The sequence below is a fragment of the Flavobacterium soli DSM 19725 genome (assembly GCF_000422705.1).
GTDB lineage: Bacteria > Bacteroidota > Bacteroidia > Flavobacteriales > Flavobacteriaceae > Flavobacterium > Flavobacterium soli.
In genome coordinates this window covers 33,180-51,545 of sequence record NZ_KE383908.1, presented here as the reverse complement: position 1 = coordinate 51,545, position 18,366 = coordinate 33,180, and the positions used below count along the sequence as shown (strand labels likewise).

General features: G+C 35.4%; 17 protein-coding genes. 5 read left to right on the top strand and 12 right to left on the bottom strand.

Annotated elements, in window-relative coordinates; translation table 11 throughout:
* The first annotated feature begins 257 nt into the window (after positions 1–257).
* Together G508_RS0117660 and G508_RS19690 are read left to right on the top strand one after the other, a co-directional pair.
* Positions 258–2,120, top strand: coding sequence for an alpha-amylase family protein (locus G508_RS0117660; protein ID WP_026706551.1), 1,863 nt, complete (start codon positions 258–260; stop codon positions 2,118–2,120).
* A 391-nt stretch (positions 2,121–2,511) separates the two neighbouring features.
* Positions 2,512–5,844, top strand: coding sequence for a choice-of-anchor L domain-containing protein (locus G508_RS19690; protein WP_026706550.1), 3,333 nt, complete (start codon positions 2,512–2,514; stop codon positions 5,842–5,844).
* A 70-nt stretch (positions 5,845–5,914) separates the two neighbouring features.
* Here G508_RS19690 and G508_RS0117650 read toward each other — a convergent pair whose 3' ends face one another.
* From G508_RS0117650 to G508_RS0117640, 3 genes are all read right to left on the bottom strand, one after another.
* Positions 5,915–7,186 carry an adenylosuccinate synthase gene (locus G508_RS0117650; RefSeq protein ID WP_026706549.1) on the bottom strand — a complete coding sequence of 424 codons (1,272 nt, stop codon included), beginning with the start codon at positions 7,184–7,186 and terminating at the stop codon, positions 5,915–5,917.
* A 38-nt stretch (positions 7,187–7,224) separates the two neighbouring features.
* Complete coding sequence (locus tag G508_RS0117645) at positions 7,225–7,701, bottom strand: Fur family transcriptional regulator (RefSeq protein WP_026706548.1); 477 nt, start codon at positions 7,699–7,701, stop codon at positions 7,225–7,227.
* Positions 7,702–7,813: 112 nt separating this feature from the next.
* The gene (locus G508_RS0117640; protein WP_026706547.1) at positions 7,814–10,030 is read right to left on the bottom strand and encodes a RelA/SpoT family protein; all 2,217 of its coding nucleotides are present in this window, start codon (positions 10,028–10,030) and stop codon (positions 7,814–7,816) included.
* A gap of 132 nt (positions 10,031–10,162) precedes the next feature.
* Here G508_RS0117640 and G508_RS0117635 point away from each other — a divergent pair, with 132 nt between their 5' ends.
* A complete protein-coding gene (locus G508_RS0117635; protein ID WP_026706546.1) occupies positions 10,163–10,543 on the top strand; it encodes a hypothetical protein in 381 nt (126 codons plus the stop codon).
* Between the two features lie 85 nt (positions 10,544–10,628).
* Here G508_RS0117635 and G508_RS0117630 read toward each other — a convergent pair whose 3' ends face one another.
* The 6 genes from G508_RS0117630 to G508_RS0117605 form a co-directional block, all read right to left on the bottom strand.
* Positions 10,629–10,982, bottom strand: coding sequence for a hypothetical protein (locus tag G508_RS0117630; RefSeq protein ID WP_026706545.1), 354 nt, complete (start codon positions 10,980–10,982; stop codon positions 10,629–10,631).
* 334 nt (positions 10,983–11,316) lie between these two features.
* On the bottom strand, positions 11,317–12,675 hold the full coding sequence (gene creD / locus G508_RS0117625) for a cell envelope integrity protein CreD (RefSeq protein WP_026706544.1): 1,359 nt from the start codon (positions 12,673–12,675) through the stop codon (positions 11,317–11,319).
* A gap of 38 nt (positions 12,676–12,713) precedes the next feature.
* Complete coding sequence (locus G508_RS0117620; RefSeq protein ID WP_026706543.1) at positions 12,714–13,169, bottom strand: hypothetical protein; 456 nt, start codon at positions 13,167–13,169, stop codon at positions 12,714–12,716.
* Positions 13,170–13,226: 57 nt separating this feature from the next.
* Positions 13,227–13,523 (bottom strand): winged helix-turn-helix domain-containing protein, encoded by a 297-nt coding sequence (locus G508_RS0117615; RefSeq protein ID WP_026706542.1) that lies wholly within the window; start codon positions 13,521–13,523, stop codon positions 13,227–13,229.
* Between the two features lie 104 nt (positions 13,524–13,627).
* Positions 13,628–14,188: a hypothetical protein gene (locus tag G508_RS0117610; protein ID WP_026706541.1), complete on the bottom strand. Its 561-nt coding sequence runs from the start codon at positions 14,186–14,188 to the stop codon at positions 13,628–13,630.
* A 43-nt stretch (positions 14,189–14,231) separates the two neighbouring features.
* Positions 14,232–14,843 carry a hypothetical protein gene (locus G508_RS0117605; protein ID WP_026706540.1) on the bottom strand — a complete coding sequence of 204 codons (612 nt, stop codon included), beginning with the start codon at positions 14,841–14,843 and terminating at the stop codon, positions 14,232–14,234.
* A gap of 75 nt (positions 14,844–14,918) precedes the next feature.
* Between G508_RS0117605 and G508_RS0117600 the strand changes: the two genes are divergently transcribed.
* Positions 14,919–15,269: a DUF1801 domain-containing protein gene (locus G508_RS0117600; RefSeq protein WP_026706539.1), complete on the top strand. Its 351-nt coding sequence runs from the start codon at positions 14,919–14,921 to the stop codon at positions 15,267–15,269.
* A gap of 61 nt (positions 15,270–15,330) precedes the next feature.
* Here the strand turns inward: G508_RS0117600 and G508_RS0117595 are convergent, their stop codons facing one another.
* Positions 15,331–16,173 (bottom strand): hypothetical protein, encoded by an 843-nt coding sequence (locus G508_RS0117595; RefSeq protein ID WP_026706538.1) that lies wholly within the window; start codon positions 16,171–16,173, stop codon positions 15,331–15,333.
* A gap of 24 nt (positions 16,174–16,197) precedes the next feature.
* Complete coding sequence (kdsA, locus tag G508_RS0117590) at positions 16,198–17,016, bottom strand: 3-deoxy-8-phosphooctulonate synthase (RefSeq protein WP_026706537.1); 819 nt, start codon at positions 17,014–17,016, stop codon at positions 16,198–16,200.
* Between the two features lie 201 nt (positions 17,017–17,217).
* On the opposite strand from kdsA, the gene G508_RS0117585 reads away from it, so the two are divergent.
* Positions 17,218–17,910 carry a hypothetical protein gene (locus G508_RS0117585; protein WP_157486098.1) on the top strand — a complete coding sequence of 231 codons (693 nt, stop codon included), beginning with the start codon at positions 17,218–17,220 and terminating at the stop codon, positions 17,908–17,910.
* Here the strand turns inward: G508_RS0117585 and G508_RS0117580 are convergent.
* A complete protein-coding gene (locus G508_RS0117580; RefSeq protein WP_026706535.1) occupies positions 17,907–18,365 on the bottom strand; it encodes a hypothetical protein in 459 nt (152 codons plus the stop codon). The genes G508_RS0117585 and G508_RS0117580 overlap by 4 nt on opposite strands.
* Position 18,366: the final 1 nt, after the last annotated feature.

The following is an 18,366-nucleotide window of genomic DNA, read 5'->3' as shown; positions in this document are numbered from 1 at the left end:
AGCGGAAGATAAAGCTGTGGTGAAATTTTTATATTTGTGAAGTTGGGGCGAAAAGTTTTAGTGATTAAAAGTAGATTTATTTTCAGTCTAAAGTTTCCTCGTGCGAAGCTAGCCCCGATTACCTCACAATACACTTATTTTCATAAGTGTTCGGTGAACACTTCGTGTTTGTAGTGGAAATCCTTTTCTTTTTTTTCTTTAAAAAAAGAAAAGATTGGGAACGGATAGCGGGATTAGCTCCTTAAAAAAAAGAAAATATGAAAACAAAATTAACAATAGGAATTGGTTTGGTGCTTTTGGCATCGGCTTGTGGTAATAAGGACGAAAAAAAGATGGAGATTAAGAAGGAAGAGCCGAAAAAAGTGGTTTTGTATCAGGTGTTTACACGTTTGTTTGGGAATACAAAGGAAACGAACAAGCCGTGGGGAACGATTGAGGAAAATGGCGTAGGGAAGTTTAATGATTTTACCGACAAGGCTTTGCAGGAAATCAAGGATTTGGGTGTTACACATATTTGGTATACGGGAGTTCCGCATCACGCTTTGGTGAATGATTATACCAGTATTGGGATTTCGAATGATGATCCAGAAGTGGTGAAAGGTAGGGCTGGTTCGCCTTATGCCGTGAAGGATTATTATAATGTGAACCCAGATTTGGCAGTGAATCCCGCGAAACGTTTGGAGGAATTTGAAGCCTTGATTGAGCGAACCCACAACAACGGTTTGAAATTGATTATAGATATTGTTCCGAACCATATTGCACGAAAATATGAAGGAAAAACGAATCCGAAAGGGGTTCGTGATTTTGGTGCAGATGATGACGTGACGGTGGAATATAAACGTGATAACAACTTTTATTATATTCCGAATCAGCCGTTTCAAGTGCCAACTTCTGAAAATTATAAGCCTTTGGGTGGCGAAAAAAATCCAATGATTGATGGAAAATTTGATGAGAATCCTGCTAAATGGACGGGAAATGGTTCGCGTTTGGCGAAGCCAGATATAAACGATTGGTATGAAACGGTGAAGATAAATTATGGCGTAAAACCTGATGGCTCGAAGGACTTTCCGGAACTTCCTGCAGGTTTTGATCAAAAAGAGTATAAGGAGCATTTTGCTTTTTGGAAGCATAAAAACGTTCCGAGTTCATGGAAGAAATTCCGTGATATTGCCTTGTATTGGATTGATAAAGGTGTGGATGGTTTTCGATATGATATGGCCGAAATGGTTCCGTATGAGTTTTGGAGCTATATGAATTCGGCCGTGAAGATGAAAAATCCAGATGCTTTTTTATTGGCTGAGGTGTATAATCCGAAGGAATATCGCAATTATATCCGTTTAGGAAAAATGGATTATTTGTATGACAAGGTAGAGTTGTATGACAAATTGAAAGAAGTGGTTCAGGGGAAAAGTTTGCCGGATCCGATTTCGGATATTCAAAAAGGATTGGAAGATATCGAACATCACATGTTGCACTTTTTGGATAATCATGACGAACAGCGTTTGGCAAGTCCAGAATTTGCTGGAAGTCCAGAAAAAGGTAAGCCGTTGATGGTGGTTTCTACCTTGATAAGTTCTTCGCCAACGATGATATATTTTGGTCAAGAAGTAGGGGAAGCTGGAAATGAAAACGGTGGTTTCGGAACACATTCTAGAACTTCTATCTTTGATTATGTTGGCGTGCCAAATCATCAGAAATGGATGAACGGTGGAAAATTTGACGGTGGAAAGCTTTCGAAAGAGCAAAAAGAACTGCGAGATTTTTACAAGCGATTGTTGAATTTTTCAATTAAAAGCGATGCCTTAATGGGAAAATTCCAAGAAATCCAATCGGCAAACCGTGATAAAACAGATGGCTATGATCCTGGAATTTATTCGTTTGTGAGATGGTCGGATAATGAGAAGTTGTTGGTTGTTACCAATTTTTCTTGGCTAACGACAAGCAGTTTTGAGTTGAAAGTTCTAGCCGATGTTATTTCGAAATGGAAATTGAAAGATGGAAATTATGATTTGAAAGATCAATTATATCATCAATCTAAAGTAGTTTTAGAAGTAAAAAATGGTGTCGGGAAAGTTAAAGTGGCTTTGAAGCCTTTGGAGTCATTTATATACCAACTTTAAAACATTTTCGCCTTTTTGCTTTTTTTGTAATTTGTAGCAAAAATTAGGACAAGTAGAATCAAAAAACAGCTACAATGTGGCTAAATATTTTCATAAGCAATTATGTTTTATGGCTTAACTATGTATTGTATATTTGGACTTGCAATGATTATATTTTGTTTTCTTGCTTCAAAAGTGATGTGTGTAAACTCCTTGTTTTACTAAACTTTGATATACCTTTAGATTTAAAACTATAAAAATCAATATATTATATATTTTTTTTTAATTGTTTAAATTATCTTAAAAAAAGCACTATTTTTTTTAAGGTTTTTTTAACAACACAGCTCTTTTTTTATATTTTTACAGGAAATCGGTCACACAACACTGATGGGACAATTTTATCAAAAAAACAATGAAACACCTTTTTTCTGTAGTTTGCTTTTTGTTATCGTTTAATGCATTGGGTCAGTTGGTTGTGAGTGATTCACTAACGGTTTCTCATCTGGTTGAAAATGTTTTGGTTGATGCTTCGGTTCTTCCTTCAAACATCAAATTTAATGGTGAGTCAGGTGATGCAATTATGTTGCAAGTGTCTCAGTTTTCTACAGAAAGTACTGCTACCAATCTAGGTTTGGTCGAAGGATTGATTTTGGCAACAGCCGATACAGATGTCGCAATTGGTCCCAATAGTAGTGCTTCGTCTTCTACATTTGCCTTTAATGGGGCTTATCTGGATCCCGATTTGATTCAAATCCCTGGAGCTCAATTCCTAGAAAGCAGTTCGGTATTAGAATTTGATTTTGTGGCAACTGGGACGGAATTGAATTTTGATTATATTTTTGCTTCCGAAGAGTATCCAGAATATGCCAATTCAAGTTACAATGATGTTTTTGGATTTTTTTTGAGTGGACCAGGAATAACAGGACCTTATCTAAATAATGCAGCCAATGTAGCATTGATTCCAAATACCAGTACAGAAGTTACCATCAATAATTTAAACAATGGGACTTCCAATCAGGGGCCATGCGAATATTGCGAATTTTATGTAAGTAATGGCATAGGAACTACTCCCGAAACCAATGCTTTTATCCAATATGACGGATTTACTACGGTAATAAGAGCTAAAGCAGATTTGATTTGTGGAGCGACCTATCATATGAAATTGGCAATTGGCAATGTGGGAGATAATCAATATGATTCGGCTGTATTTATTAAAAATTTTAATGTACAACAATCTTTGGAATTGGTAGAAAGCAACAATTTGCCTGAAAATTTGAATGTTTGCTTTGGCGAAACTATTTCTATATTTTCAGGAATTGAAGCTCAGGATAATATTTTTGTATGGAAGAAAGACGAGACCGTGATTCCAGGAAATGGACCAACTATAACGGTTGGCGAAGGAGGAAGGTATTCACTGAGTATCTTTACGGCAGCTGGATGTAAATTTGCTTATGATGAAATTCTGATAGGATACCGCCGAGAATTGGCAATAGTAGATCCGCCAGATATTAATTTATGTGCTTTGTGGGCTCCCTCATATACCTTTCCAACGATTAATCAGACGAATGTTATTCTAGATGCTTTAAATCCAGATCAATATTTGGTCGGGTATTATACAAATGCTACTGATGCAAATCTGGGCTCGTCCAACGGCTTGATTTCTTCCGAGAATTTGGATAATTATACGATTAATACTGCTACAGGAATTATTTGGGTAAGAGTCCAAGAAATTGGTGCCAATCTGTATGGATGTTCAAGGATTATTTCCTTCAATATAAATGCTTATGGGATCCAAACTGGAGATATTTCTTATGAAAAATCATTGTATTGTGCAGATTTGACCGTCCCTCAACAGGTGCATTCAACGGCTTCAACAGGTGGTTCTTTCACGGCTACACCAAGTGGCTTGCAATTAGATTCGGTTACAGGTGCAATATTACCTTCAGGAAGTTTAGGTGGCGATTATGAAATTGTATATAATGTTCCGGCCTCAGGAAGTTGTCCAGCTTATTCAACCTTACCAGCTTTAGTAACCATTAATGCCACTTTTGCTAATCCTCCAACGGTTGTTTCGCCTGTTTTGTATTGTCAAAATGAAACTGAAGTACCTCTCGTAGCAACAGGAACAAATTTATTATGGTACAGTACCGCAAATGGAGGAGTTGGAAGTGTAACAAAACCTTTTCCAGATTCAAGTCAGACTGGTTCAAAAACCTATTATGTAAGTCAGACAGTAGGTGGTTGTGAAAGCCAAAGAGCCTCGATTATTGTAGAAGTATCGCCCATTCCAAGTAGCCCAATCGTTGTTTCCCCTGTGGATTATTGTTTAGGAAATTCCGCTTTGCCTTTATCTGCAGATGGGATTGATTTAGTATGGTATGATTCTGCAACAGCAACAACAGGAAATGTAACAGCACCTACACCGGATACAAGTATTGAAGGGAACAAGACATTTTATGTAAGTCAAACTATAAATGGATGCGAAAGTCCTAGAACAGTCTTGACTGTTCGTGTAAAACCGCCAAGTAGTGCACCACAGGTTTCAAGTCCAATAACATATTGTTTAAACGAAACAGCTCAGCCACTTTCTGCAAATGGTAGCAATTTATTGTGGTATACTGATGCGGTTGGAGGAACTGGGAATTCTCAACCACTTTCTCCCGACACTTCTAGTTTGGGGTCTTTTGATTATTATGTTTCCCAAACTACGAATGGATGTGAAAGTGCAAGATCAGTTATTACCGTTGAAATAATTTCTACAGAAAATGCTCCAGATGTGATTTCTCCTTTAAACTATTGTCAAAATGAAACGGCAAATCCTTTAACGGCAATAGGAACTGATTTACTTTGGTATTCGAATAGTGCAGGAGGAACAGGAACAAGTGCGGCACCAACTCCTCAAACTTCTAATTCAGGCATCACTACTTTTTATGTTAGCCAAACGCTAAATGGTTGCGAAAGTCCTAGAGTTCCCATAGTGGTGAATGTATTTTCACCACCTATTTTTTCACTTCCATCAGATGGTATTCTTTGTACTAATTGGACTTCCACCGTTTTAAAATCATTTGTTCTAGAAACAGGATTAGACCCATTGGATCATAGTTTTGAATGGTATGATTTGAATTCAGGCACAAATGAGATTGTAGATGGAGCAATTGAAAGTTATTTGGAAGTTTTCGAACCAGGAAATTATGGAGTTGTGGCACAAGATTTAATAACAGGATGCAAGTCAGGAATGGTTACTGTAAATGTTACTCCCGCATATCCTCCAACTGATTTTAGCTTTACGACATCAAATTATTTTGTTGACCCAACTGCCTTAGCTATTGAAGTATTGCCTGTTGGCACATACGAATATCAAATCGATGGCCTTCCCTTTCAAGACAGTCCTAACTTTTCAAATATTCCATTTGGACCACACACTGTTACCGTAAGGGATATTTACCAATGTGCATCTTTGACAAAGGAAATTTTCTTTGTAAATTATCCTAAATTCTTCACGCCAAACGGAGATGGATATAATGATGTTTGGAATATTGACGATTTAAGTCATCTTGTCAACACCAAGATTCATGTTTTTGATCGATTTGGAAAATTAATCAAGGAACTTTTTCCTTCTGGAACAGGCTGGGATGGAACCTATAACTCAACGGATGTTCCTTCAACGGATTATTGGTTCGTAATCTATTATAATGAGAACAATCAAAATAAAGAATTTCGATCACATTTTTCTCTAAAAAGATAAACTTTCATTACATTTCATAAATAAAAAAGGCTGTCAATCGACAGCCTTTCTTGTTCTATATAAAATTGAATTACTTCAAAATGGTCTGTTTTCTATCAGGACCAACCGAAACAATCTTTATCGGCACTTCTACTGCATTTTCGATGAACTCGATGTATTCCTTTAATTCAATTGGAAGTTCATCATAAGTTGTCATTCCAGTCAAATCGGCTTTCCAACCTTTGTATTCTTTGTAAATTGGTGTCACATTTTCCTCTTCAATGTTATAAGGCAAATGCGAAATTTCTTCTCCTTTATAGTTGTAAGCCGTACATACTTTTAAGGTTTCAAAACCAGAAAGCACGTCACCTTTCATCATCATCAATTGGGTAACTCCATTTACCTGAACAGCATATTTCAAGGCTACTAAATCCAACCATCCACAACGGCGTTTTCTTCCTGTAACTGATCCAAATTCATTACCAACTTTTGCCATGATGTCGCCATCTTCGCCGAAATCTTCAGTAGGGAATGGGCCACTTCCAACTCTTGTAGTATAGGCCTTGAAAATTCCGTAGACTTCCTTGATCTTGTTTGGAGCAATTCCTAAACCAGTACAAGCTCCAGCTGCAGTAGTGTTTGAAGAAGTTACAAAAGGATAAGTTCCGAAATCGACATCCAATAATGAACCTTGAGCACCTTCACAAAGAATTGATTTACCTGCTTTTTGAGCTTGGTTCAAATATTCTTCGCTATCAATAAAATCTAATTTCTTTAAATCTTCGATCGATTCAAAAAATTCTTTTTCTAATTCTTCTAAATTATATTGGATATCAACATTATAAAAAGCAATCATGGCTTCATGTTTATCGGCCAATGCTCTGTATCTTTCTTTAAAATCTGCTAATTCTATATCACCAACTCTCAAACCGTTTCTACCGGTCTTGTCCATATAAGTTGGCCCAATTCCTTTTAAAGTAGAACCAATTTTAGCTTTCCCTTTCGAAGCCTCAGAAGCAGCGTCAAGCAATCTATGTGTTGGAAGTATTAAATGTGCTTTTCTCGAAATGATCAATTTTGATTTTAAATCCAAGTTGAATTTTGCCAAACCGTCGATTTCACTTTTAAAAACAACAGGGTCAATCACGACTCCATTTCCAATAACGTTGATGTTGTTATCATGAAAAATCCCAGAAGGAATTGTTCTCAAGACGTGTTTTATTCCGTCAAATTCTAAAGTGTGTCCTGCATTTGGACCGCCCTGAAAACGAGCAATGATATCGTACTTTGAAGTAAGGACGTCAACAATTTTTCCTTTGCCTTCGTCTCCCCACTGCAATCCTAATAATAAATCTACGGTCATTCTGTGTGTGTTAGTTGTGGCCTAATGCCTATTTGTAGTTAAATGTTTTCCTGTTCTTTGTTTGGAGTTCTTTTATTTCCATACAAGTAAAGTGAATGATTATGAATTTCGATGTCAAAAATCTCTTCAATCGTTTTTTTGATGGTTTGAATTCTAGGGTCGCAAAACTCAATTACTTCCCCACTATCGGTCATGATAATGTGATCATGCTGCTTGTCGAAATAGGATTTTTCGTAATGTGCTTGGTTTTGTCCAAATTGGTGCTTGCGAACCAATGCACAATCCAACAACAATTCGATGGTGTTATAAAGTGTAGCACGACTCACACGATAATTCTTGTTTTTCATCTTGATATACAAATTTTCGATATCAAAATGTTCCTCATTATCATATATTTCCTGAAGAATAGCATAGCGTTCAGGAGTTTTTCGATGTCCTTTGTTCTCAAGGTATTTTGTAAAAACATTTTTTACAATTTCCTGATTTTTACTGTTATCTACTGAAATTAGTGTCATATCCTGCAAAGATAATTTTTTATTTTGAAAGGGCAATGTGAGAATTATGAATTAGGAATTATGAATTTTAAATTATGAATTAGAAATCTATTACAAAACAAAATTTAATTTACTAATTCTTATAAACCCTAGTCACCTTATCAATACCGTCGATTTTTTTGATGTTGTCGGTCAAACGTTTCAAAATGGTATTATTCTGAACAATAACTGCAACTTGTCCCTTGAAGATTCCTGCCTCACTGCTCAAAGAAATACTCTGAATATTCACGTGCATATTGCTCGAAATAACCTTTGTCAATTCGTTGGTTAATCCCAAACTATCCATTCCTGTAATGTCCAAAATGGCCTTGAATTCCTGCTGGGAAGAGTCAATCCATTTGGCTTGGATAATTCGGTAAGCATAATTTGATTGCATGCTAATCGCATTCGGGCAGTCTTTTTTATGCACCTTGATTCCTTCATTAATGGTTACAAATCCAAAAACTTCATCACCTGGAATCGGATTGCAACAGGTTGATAATTTATAATCTAGTTTGTCTTGGTCTACGCCAAAAACAAGCATGTCATAATTATTGCTTAGCTCTTCCTTGTGAATTTCTGGCTGTTGCGAAGGTGAACGTTTGATTTTATTTTTGAAGAAATTCATGATCGAATTACTCTTCAAGGCAGCATATTCTTTCAATTGGCTGTTTTCAATCGAACCAATCCCAACACGGTAAAATAAATCCAAGCTGGTTTTTAATTTGAAGAAAATTACCAGTTCGTTAATGATGGTTTCGTTAACCGTAATCTTCAAATGTCGAAGCTTTCGGGTTAACAATTCTTTTCCGTCTTCGGCAATTTTTTTAGTATTTTCATTGAGAACACTCTTGATTTTATTTTTTGCCCTTGCTGTCGTCACATAATCCAACCAATGGGAGGTAGGCTTTTGGTTGGGAGACGTAATAATTTCAACCTGATCGCCACTTTTGAGTTCGTGATTCAATGGAACCAATTTCCCATTCACACGTGTTCCTCTGGTATGAACGCCAACAGCAGAGTGTATACTGAAAGCAAAATCCAATGATGTTGCACCTTTTGGAAGTGATTTTATTTCCCCTTTCGGTGTAAAGACAAAAATCTCTTTTGAATACAGATTCATTTTGAAATCTTCTACAAAATCTACCGCATTGGTTTCCTGATTTTCCAGAGCTTCCTTCAAGAGATTCAGCCAAACATCGAGGCCACTTTCCTCAGTTGCACCTTGTTTGTATTTATAATGTGCAGCATAACCTTTTTCTGCGATTTCATCCATCCGTTCACTTCGAACCTGCACTTCAACCCAACGGCCTTTTGGTCCCATGACGGTAATGTGCAAAGCTTCGTAGCCTGTAGATTTCGGAGAAGAAATCCAATCTCTCAAGCGGCTCGGACTCGGACGATAATGATCGGTCACGATAGAATATATTTTCCAGGCGATAAATTTTTCCTCTTGAGGATTGCATTTATAAACAATTCGAAGGGCAAATTTATCATATACCTCGTCATAACTCACATTTTGAGCCTTCATTTTCCGTCTAATCGAATAGATAGATTTTGGCCTTCCCTTGATTACATAGTCAATATTTTCGGCATTCAAGGACTCCTTTAAAACGTCCGAAATGGTCTTGATATATTCGTCCTGTTCTTCTTTGGTTTCTTTAACCTTGCTAACAATGTCATTGTAAACTTGAGGTTCAGTATATTTTAAGCCTAAATCTTCAAGCTGCGATTTGATGTTGTAAAGTCCCAAACGATGGGCAAGTGGAGCATAAATATATAAAGTTTCCGAAGCAATTTTTGTTTGCTTATAATCCACCATCGACTCCATGGTTTGCATGTTGTGCAATCTATCGGCTAGTTTTATCAGGATTACCCGAACATCATCATTCAATGTTAGTAACATCTTCCTGAAATTTTCGGCTTGCATGGAAACGTTCATGTCTTTTTGGACAAGAGCAATTTTCGTGAGTCCTTCCACCAATTGTGCTACTTTTGGATTGAACATTTTTTCGATATCTTCAACTGTAATATCCGTGTCTTCCACGACATCATGCATCAAAGCTGCAGCGATCGAAGTGGCTCCAAGGCCAATTTCTGAGGCTACAATTTTTGCTACAGCAATAGGATGGAAGATATAGGCTTCGCCTGATTTTCTTCTCTGATCCTTATGTGCGTCAACGGCTACATCAAAGGCTTTTCGGATGAGTTTTTTGTCGTCTTCCGTTAAAGTTTGATAGCTGATTCGGAGTAATTCCTTATACTCTTTTGCAATTGCTTTATTTTCTTGTTCAATATCAATTTCGGTCATAAATCTTTTTATAGCTTAGCTAAAAGTAGAATAAAGATTTTAATTGTGCAAGTTTTGAAAATATGCTTTTATTTTTAATATATTTTTTAGAATTGGAGCAGTATCTTTACCATCTAAAACTCAAAAAAAAAAATGAAAAATAATTTTTTTAAAATCGTTGTTTTATCAGGTGTTGTTGCACTTTCGAGTTGTAATAAGAAAGTAGAAGTAAAAACTGAAGTTCTAGACAATCAAGAGGTTGTGGCAACTGATTCGGTTGTTGAACCTGAAACTCCAGAAGTAGAAACTAAAACAGTTGAAGGGAAAGTTGTAGAAATAACTCCAGGTAAGGATGGCTATACGGCAAAATTGGAAACGGCCGAAAAAGAACATTATTATGTAACAATCAGTCATTCAAATCTTACTAATCATGAGCAATATAAGTCAGTGAAAGTAGGAGAGATGCTAAAAGTAACGGGAGATTTCTGGAAAATGGAAGATAAAAACCAAATTACGGTTCGTGTGATTGAGTAATTTTTATTATTTATTTATCTTATTTATCGGCTCGGGAAAAAAATAGATAAGCTAACAATTTAAAAGCAAAACTAATATAAGATTTCTACAAGATAAAACTCAAGTGGGAATCATAGTTTTTGTGTTCCCTCAGGAGTTTTTGAATATCACCGTGTTTCTTGAGGAATATTACATAAAATTCGTTCTCGGCAAATCTTAAGAAAGGCTCATGTTTTTCACCATACTTTTCGAATAGTGAAATGGCTCTTTCTGATGCGAGATTCTTAAAGGCGGAAAACATTTCATTGTATTTTTCGACAATAAAATTTACGTTCACTTCGGGATTTTTAGTATTTGCACTTTCCATCATGAGGATACCTGCAAAGCCTTTTACGTAGTTAACTGCTGTCTTTTCAAAGGTGGATTTGTCTTGGGTGATTTGTTTTAAAAACTTGTTCATAAATTTTATGTTTTATTATTAATGACAAATTTAATTATTAATCAGCTCAATACAAAATAGGTGCACGGCGATGTAACCAATTACATTCATAGAAGTAAATTTGGAAGTTTAAAATAAATTAGTTAAGGCCAAAAAAATATTAAAAAAGGCTGTCAATATTTTGACAGCCTTTTTTTATTGGAAAAGGTTTTTGGCAAACGTAATCGCCAAAGTTGCTCGCGTGAGGGATAGTAGCGTAAATCCTTTTGTTTTTTTTCTTTAAAAAAACAAAAGATTGGGAGCGAATAGCCCGACCCCGAATTTTTCTTTCGGGGTCACGCCCAAATTTGAATGATTAGTTGTTTTTCCAATCTATTTTTCGGGAGAAATACATCACAGCTCCGAGAATCAGGAATAATCCGATGCTTCCTACTAATAATGCGTAGTTTTCGAGCTGTATGATGACAAAAATAAAGGTGTAAAGTGCAGCTAGTGCAGCACCGATAAAGACCGGAAACTTCTTTATTTTTAAGATGGAGAAGGAGTAGAGGACGATCATTATGATTACAGAAATGGCAGCGACGATGTAGGCTAATGTGAAACTTGAATGCTCAGTAATAGAGATTAAAAGTGTGTAAAACATGATCAAGGCCAAGCCAATCATACTATATTGAAAGATGTGGATGCTGATTTTGCTGATGGATTGGATAAGGAAAAAGATTAGGAATGTTAGGCCAATAACAAGAAATCCGTATTTAGATGCTCTTTCGTTTTGCAGGTACTCGTCGACTGTTTCTATGAGCTTAACTCCGAAAAGAAATTCGTCTAGGTTTGGCATCTTTTCAAGATGTTGCTGTGCAAATGGACGGTTGATGTGGAGTACTTTCCAATCGGCATGAAAGCCTGTTTTGTTGATGGTTTTCGAGTCGGTATTGGCAGCGAACGAACCTTCAAAGCTTGGCGATTCCCAATCAGAGTCGATACTTACGGTTGTGGTTTTTCCAACAGGAATAAACTTCACGCTGTTACTTCCGTTATATTGCATTGAGAAATTAAAGCTGATGTTTTCGTCCGATTTCAATGCATTGTAATCGAAAATATTGGTTTCCAGTTCGCCATAAAATTTATCTTCCTGGGCTTTGGATTCAAAGACAAATAGTTGATTGTTTAATTTTATATTTAAATCACTCTTGATGCTTTTTAAGTTGCTAGTTTTTACGATGATTACAGCTTTGTCCCAAAGTACATCTTCGTTTTTTATTTGCAATTTTTCGAAATTTGGTTTACCGAAAAATCCCTCAAAATTCATATTTGCCGTAAAGACCACGTTGTTATAAAGACCACGTTTCAGGGATGTATTTTTCTTGATATCCGATTTGTTCTTTAATTGCTCTGGAAAAAAATAAGCATAATTAGTATAGGCCGTTTTCTGGATCTGAACCTGTTTAGTTTTGGCATCTACAACAGATGTTTCACTATACGTTTTGTAGGGAATTCTAAGTGTTGGTCCGTAAAAATGGACATCTTGACCCCATAATTCGGTTACTTCATTTACAACTTCTTTTTTTCGTTCTGAGCGTTCGAAGATCAGGTTTTTGACATATTCCAGCGGAATCAATAAAAATAAGGTGAGTACTCCAACCATGATCATCTTGGCGGTAGCGGATTGGAAGAAATTGGTTTGTTTCTGTTCTTGATTTTCTGAGTTTTCCATGATTAATTGTTTTTAAAGGTTATTGAAACTATTATTTTTTATTTTATTTTGAAGGTGTGTTGAATTTCTGCTACAGGAATTTTCAGCATCTTATAAAAATCCAAATAATGGAATTCCAATGCCTGTTTTCCTCTTTTGTATTCGGATAGAAAATAGTTGAGTTTCGTTGGATAAAAAATGGTTCCCGATAACAAAACCATATACAGATAAAGACTTTTTTTCCCGTTTCCAAGCAAGTAATATTGCATCCCAATTTCGTCTTGAACAGAAATTCCGGTGTTGGTCAGGATGTGGATAACATCATGATCTTCGAGTTTTTCTTGGATTTGAAAATCGTGTTTCAACAGGAAACAACCCAGATGAAATCCCAATGACTGCTCTTCATGACTCAATAATTCTCTTCTTGAAATATTCCAAGGTTTATTTTTCTTGAAGTATTTCTGATAGGGCTTTTTGCTGGCTTCATACAGCTTTTCGATTAGCAAATCTTTCATGTTTTATTTTTTTAAAAGAACTTTGAATTTCAAAGTAAATAAATAAATTTTTTTGGTTTATGATTTCTGGATCAATTTTTCAAGGGCTTCGATATGTTCCCTGAAGGCTTTTTTTCCATCTTTTGTAGCAATATATCTAGTGTTTGGCTTTTTACCGATGAATTGTTTTTCGATCATGATATAATTTTCAGCTTCGAGGGCTTTGGTGTGGCTGGCCAGGTTTCCATCGGTTACACCCAAAAGTTCCTTCAGCATATTGAAGTCGGCACTTTCGTTTACCATCAATATCGACATGATACCCAGACGGATACGATGATCAAAAGCTTTGTTGATATTCTGGATGATGTTTTTCAAATTTATTTTGTGCTGTAAATTAGGGTATCGTTTTATTTTAGGCTCTACTATTGCAAATGTAAGGACTTGATTCTTTTTCTCTTACAGTATTTGATTTTATTGTTTTAATAGATTTGTTCTTCGTTTAATTTTCCAATTTTATGGTTTATTTTTTGTCCCATGCCGTTTGTTACATAGCTTTCAACACTTTCTTCTTTTTGAATTCCGTTTGCTAGATAATCAATATTGATTGAGCAATCTCCTGTGATTTCAACCCAAACAGTTTTGCTTTCGCCAACTTTTAGTTTGTCAATATGTATTTTTTCACAACCTAATATGTTGATGTTAGTCAAATTCATTCGTGTTGTGTTTGTAAAGGTTATTCTCATTGTATTAATCAGGATTATTGCAATCCAACAATATAGTAGTAGAGCAGGAATGTTAAGTAGCATTATACCACAAGTTTTCATAGATTTTTTTCTCTGTACCTTATCTTCATTTGTTTTTAATAAAATGGAAATTATAATTCTGATGTTTACTAAACCTGCAATTATAATGAAAGTATAGCCTATAAAAAGTAATTCAGACATTGAAGTATAAAAATAAGCCGCAAAAATAGTTGTACCAAACAAGAATGAAAGTAAAGCTGTTTGCTGGCCAATTTTATTTAATCTTTCTAATGTCATGCTAACTTTTTAATCATTACTAATAAAAAATAAATAAGCTTTCTCATGAATTCCTCTCGTATTTAAAATACATAAAAGCACCATAAAAAATATGACAAATTCCGAAACCAACTACCCAAAAATGCAATCCATAGCCCGAAAATTCAATGGCAATCAATCCCAAAATGATTTCGGTAATTCCCAAATAGCGAACGTCCCTAAAGGTATATTTGCTAGCATTTACACAGGCCAATCCATAAAAAATAAGTACCACTGGAGAGATCAATCCGTAATGTCCGTTTTTCAAAAGGAGTAGTGCAAAAATTCCACCAGTAAACAACGGAATTGCAAAATTCATAACCAATCTTCTTGAGGAAGGATTCCACACTTTTTCGCCCATTTTTTTCGCTTTTCGAACCGTTAAGATATAAGCAGTAATCAAGGAAAGAAACAATACTATAAAGGCCGTTGCTACAATTAATCTGAATGTTGTACTTTCCAAAGTAATGTATTCGTATGCATGACTTTCAATCAGAAAATTGACATAAAAAGCACCCACAAGAGCATACACTCCAGCCAAAACACCCGCCATTCCACTCAAGGAGATGAACTGTGTCGATTTGTTCATCATGTTTTTGATATACTCGATATCTTGAAGATTTTTATTCGCTTCCATACTAAAGTACTTTGAGTTACAAAGTAAATGATAAAAAAAGTTTCTACCTAATAAAATTTCATTTATTTTTGAATCATGAAACCAGCCGAACTTTATATACTCAATCAACCTGAACCCTACAAGTCAATTCTATTGCATTTGCAAGCTGTTGTAGAGCATACTATTCCTGAATTGCAGTTGCTATACAAATGGAAAATTCCGTTTTATTATCTCAATGGGAAGCCATTTTGCTATTTCAATGCCAGTCATAAAAAGCAATTCGTGGATGTGGCTTTTATGAAAGGTTTTCATTTGGATATCCATCAGGACGATTTAGTAGGGGAGAAAAGAAGCTTGGTAAAATCACTTCGGTATGTATCGCTTGAGACTATTGATAATAAGGTTTTAGAGGAGGTTTTGATTGCATCCAAGAAGTTATATCCTTAAAAAAAAATGTCCTATAAGTTTTGAATCTCATAGGACATTGAAGTTTTTATTTGTAAAGTTGTTACACCCTAAAAATTCCTCCAACCGAAATAATTCTCTGGAAGAACATGAAATGCTGTGAAGCAGAGTCGTTCGTGCTTTTTGTAGTTCGGATGTCGTGCATGTCGATATAACCGCCTTTCAATTCTCCCTGAAGGTAAAAATATTTGAAAAAGGTAATATTGATTCCTGCTTTCGCCGAAAGGCCATAGCCCGAAACATGAAATTGATCATATCGATCCTTGCCTAAAATCTTGGTGTTGGTCTTTGGATACAAAATACCACCGCCCAGTCCTTCGGTCAGATTGATCTGGAATTTATCCGTATTTTCAATGTTAAAGAAGGATGAAATGTCATCAAATCTAGAAAATTCACCATGAACATAATTCAAACCATCGGTGTGTTCAAACGTCAGGAATTCATTTTCTAAAACCTGTGGTGTGTTGTTATAAGTTCCATCATAAGGTGCATATCCATTGATGGTTCCCGTCATATTAACCGTTTGGTTTTGACGCATCACATATTTCATGTGATCTACGCCAATGCTAACGCTGTAATGATCGGTAATAAAATAACCCAACTTCAAATTCGTTTGCGGAATCGTCATCCTTGCCGGATTTAGATAATCAATATGATACCCTTTTGGCTTGTCATCGGCTTTTACATCATTCAATGTAAAATCATAGCCATCACCTTTAAAGTGAATATCAGATTTAGAATAGCTTTCGCGGTTTCCTCCCCACGAAATAAAGAATTTTCCTTTGTTATTTGCGGTGTATTTTTCCGGATTTTCTGCCAGTTCTTGTGCAGAAGCGTACTGTGAAAAAACACAAAAAGTGAGTACAACCAATAATGGATGTTTCAAGGTAATGATGTAATTAGGTATGTATTAAAAAGAATTTACGGTTTTTCTGATGGCAACCAATTTGGTCATCAAGCCTTCAAAATAATCTAAATGAAGCATGTTCGCCCCATCGCTTTTTGCATTTGCAGGATCAAAATGAGTTTCTATAAAAATACCATCAACCCCAACAGCGATTCCAGCTTTGGCAACGGTTTCAATCATATCAGGTCTTCCGCCTGTTACACCAACGGTTTGATTTGGTTGTTGTAAAGAATGCGTCACATCCAGAACCGTAGTAGCATATTGTTGCATTGTTGGAATACCTCGGTAGTCCACGATCATATCTTGGTAGCCAAACATCGTTCCTCTATCCGTAACCATAACGCTTTGGTTGTTGCAATCCAATACTTTCTGAACGGCGTGTTTCATGCTTTCGGGACTCATAAATTGTCCTTTTTTCAAGTTCACTACCTTTCCTGTATTGGCTGCAGCCACAACTAAATCCGTCTGACGAACTAAAAAAGCAGGGATTTGCAAAACATCCACATATTCGGCAGCCATTGCAGCATCTTCATTGGTATGAATGTCTGTAACGGTGGGAACATCAAATGTTTCAGAGATTTTTCTAAGGATTTTCAAGGCTTTTTCATCTCCAATTCCAGAAAAACTGTCAATTCTAGAACGGTTTGCTTTCTTGAAAGAACCTTTAAAAACGTAAGGAATTTGTAATTTATCAGTAACAGCAACTAGTTTTTCGGCAATTCTCAAAGCCATTTCTTCGCCTTCAATAGCACAAGGACCAGCTAGAAGAAAGAAATTGCCACTGTCTAAATGCTTAATTTTTGGAATATCTTGTAGATTCATAATGTAGTTTTTGACGGTGCAAAGATAGTTATGAATTGATAAAAAAGGATGTTGATTTAGAAATTATTATGATTACTTTTTCGACAAAAACGTTGTAGAGAAGTTTAGATTTTAAAAATATTTGAATTTTGGTTTTATTTCTTTAAATTTGATTAATTGGTTTTAATCCAAATAGTTATACTATTTCAAAAAAAAAGCTTTATGAAACAGTTAAACCTCAAACTAATTTTTCCTTACAATTGGTATCATTTCCGTAAAGTGAAAGTTTATGGTGATAACGGAAAACTACTTTCGAAAATCATGCATTGCGAAAACCTATCACTATTGATTGATGGTAATACAAAAAGTATAACGGTAAAATTAGATTTTCTTATATCTGAAATTTTTTTACCACAAGATTCAGAAGAATGGAACATTGGTTTGTTTCTAGATTTTAGAGATCGATTCCCGATAAAGTATTTTGATATCTTAAAACGAAAATGTCTAACAGGAAAGACAATGAGCAATGGTGAATTTGAAAACTTCAATCTTTCGTTCTATAACCAGTCTAAAATATGGGTACAAAAAGCAAATATAGACACACTTGCATTGTCGCTAGGGATTTTTATTTCTATCGGATTACTCATTGTTGCTTTAATCGAACAAACAAATGATTATCAGGATTTAGTATTTTTTATCGGGTTGATTAGTTTGATTTCGATGTTGATGATCCATTTCGAAAAAGAAAAAATACTTCTTTATGATTATCGAAATAGGATGTTAGCGACAGGTTTGGCTTTTATTTTGGGGATTCAATTTCTGGAAAGTTCTTTTGCTGTTGTATTGACGCTGTTGTTTTTAAGTTTTGTTTTTCTACTAAAATTTGTCAAAAATTTCTATACGATCAAGACTTAAAACTTCTTCAACGTAAACCCAATTGGCACCATCAATTCGCTTTTTTCATAAATATTCAAGTACAGCTTGATTGGTTTTTTTTGACCTATCCATTTGATTTCATAAACGTCGAGCAATGCCGCACCATATTCACTTCTCTTGGAAGGAAACGGGCAACAATTCTCCAATTTCTTGTAGAAAATCTTTTCGCCGTTTGGCCCCGCCAAAGCATTCAAAAAGCGAGCTTGATTGATGGAATCATCCTTTGCATTCTTATAAAACAAATTGATGGGATAATCCTTATCATAGCCATATTTCTTGTCCGTGCTGTATTCCGTAATAAGGAAAACATTGTCCTTTGTTAGCACCAAATCAGGAGCATTATCATCAATATTTTTGATAGTTGATTTCGTACTTACGCAAGAAACCAGTACCAACATCACCAACAATCCCGAAAAAAAAGCACCTGTTTTCATC

Excerpts from the sequence above, each read along its gene's own strand:
- G508_RS0117660 (WP_026706551.1), top strand. The coding sequence starts at position 258 with ATGAAAACAAAATTAACAATAGGAATTGGTTTGGTGCTTTTGGCATCG.
- G508_RS19690 (WP_026706550.1), top strand. The coding sequence starts at position 2,512 with ATGAAACACCTTTTTTCTGTAGTTTGCTTTTTGTTATCGTTTAATGCA.
- G508_RS0117650 (WP_026706549.1), bottom strand. The coding sequence starts at position 7,186 with ATGACCGTAGATTTATTATTAGGATTGCAGTGGGGAGACGAAGGCAAA.
- G508_RS0117645 (WP_026706548.1), bottom strand. The coding sequence starts at position 7,701 with ATGACACTAATTTCAGTAGATAACAGTAAAAATCAGGAAATTGTAAAA.
- G508_RS0117640 (WP_026706547.1), bottom strand. The coding sequence starts at position 10,030 with ATGACCGAAATTGATATTGAACAAGAAAATAAAGCAATTGCAAAAGAG.
- G508_RS0117635 (WP_026706546.1), top strand. The coding sequence starts at position 10,163 with ATGAAAAATAATTTTTTTAAAATCGTTGTTTTATCAGGTGTTGTTGCA.
- G508_RS0117630 (WP_026706545.1), bottom strand. The coding sequence starts at position 10,982 with ATGAACAAGTTTTTAAAACAAATCACCCAAGACAAATCCACCTTTGAA.
- creD (WP_026706544.1), bottom strand. The coding sequence starts at position 12,675 with ATGGAAAACTCAGAAAATCAAGAACAGAAACAAACCAATTTCTTCCAA.
- G508_RS0117620 (WP_026706543.1), bottom strand. The coding sequence starts at position 13,169 with ATGAAAGATTTGCTAATCGAAAAGCTGTATGAAGCCAGCAAAAAGCCC.
- G508_RS0117610 (WP_026706541.1), bottom strand. The coding sequence starts at position 14,188 with ATGACATTAGAAAGATTAAATAAAATTGGCCAGCAAACAGCTTTACTT.
- G508_RS0117605 (WP_026706540.1), bottom strand. The coding sequence starts at position 14,843 with ATGGAAGCGAATAAAAATCTTCAAGATATCGAGTATATCAAAAACATG.
- G508_RS0117600 (WP_026706539.1), top strand. The coding sequence starts at position 14,919 with ATGAAACCAGCCGAACTTTATATACTCAATCAACCTGAACCCTACAAG.
- kdsA (WP_026706537.1), bottom strand. The coding sequence starts at position 17,016 with ATGAATCTACAAGATATTCCAAAAATTAAGCATTTAGACAGTGGCAAT.
- G508_RS0117585 (WP_157486098.1), top strand. The coding sequence starts at position 17,218 with ATGAAACAGTTAAACCTCAAACTAATTTTTCCTTACAATTGGTATCAT.
- G508_RS0117580 (WP_026706535.1), bottom strand. The coding sequence starts at position 18,365 with ATGAAAACAGGTGCTTTTTTTTCGGGATTGTTGGTGATGTTGGTACTG.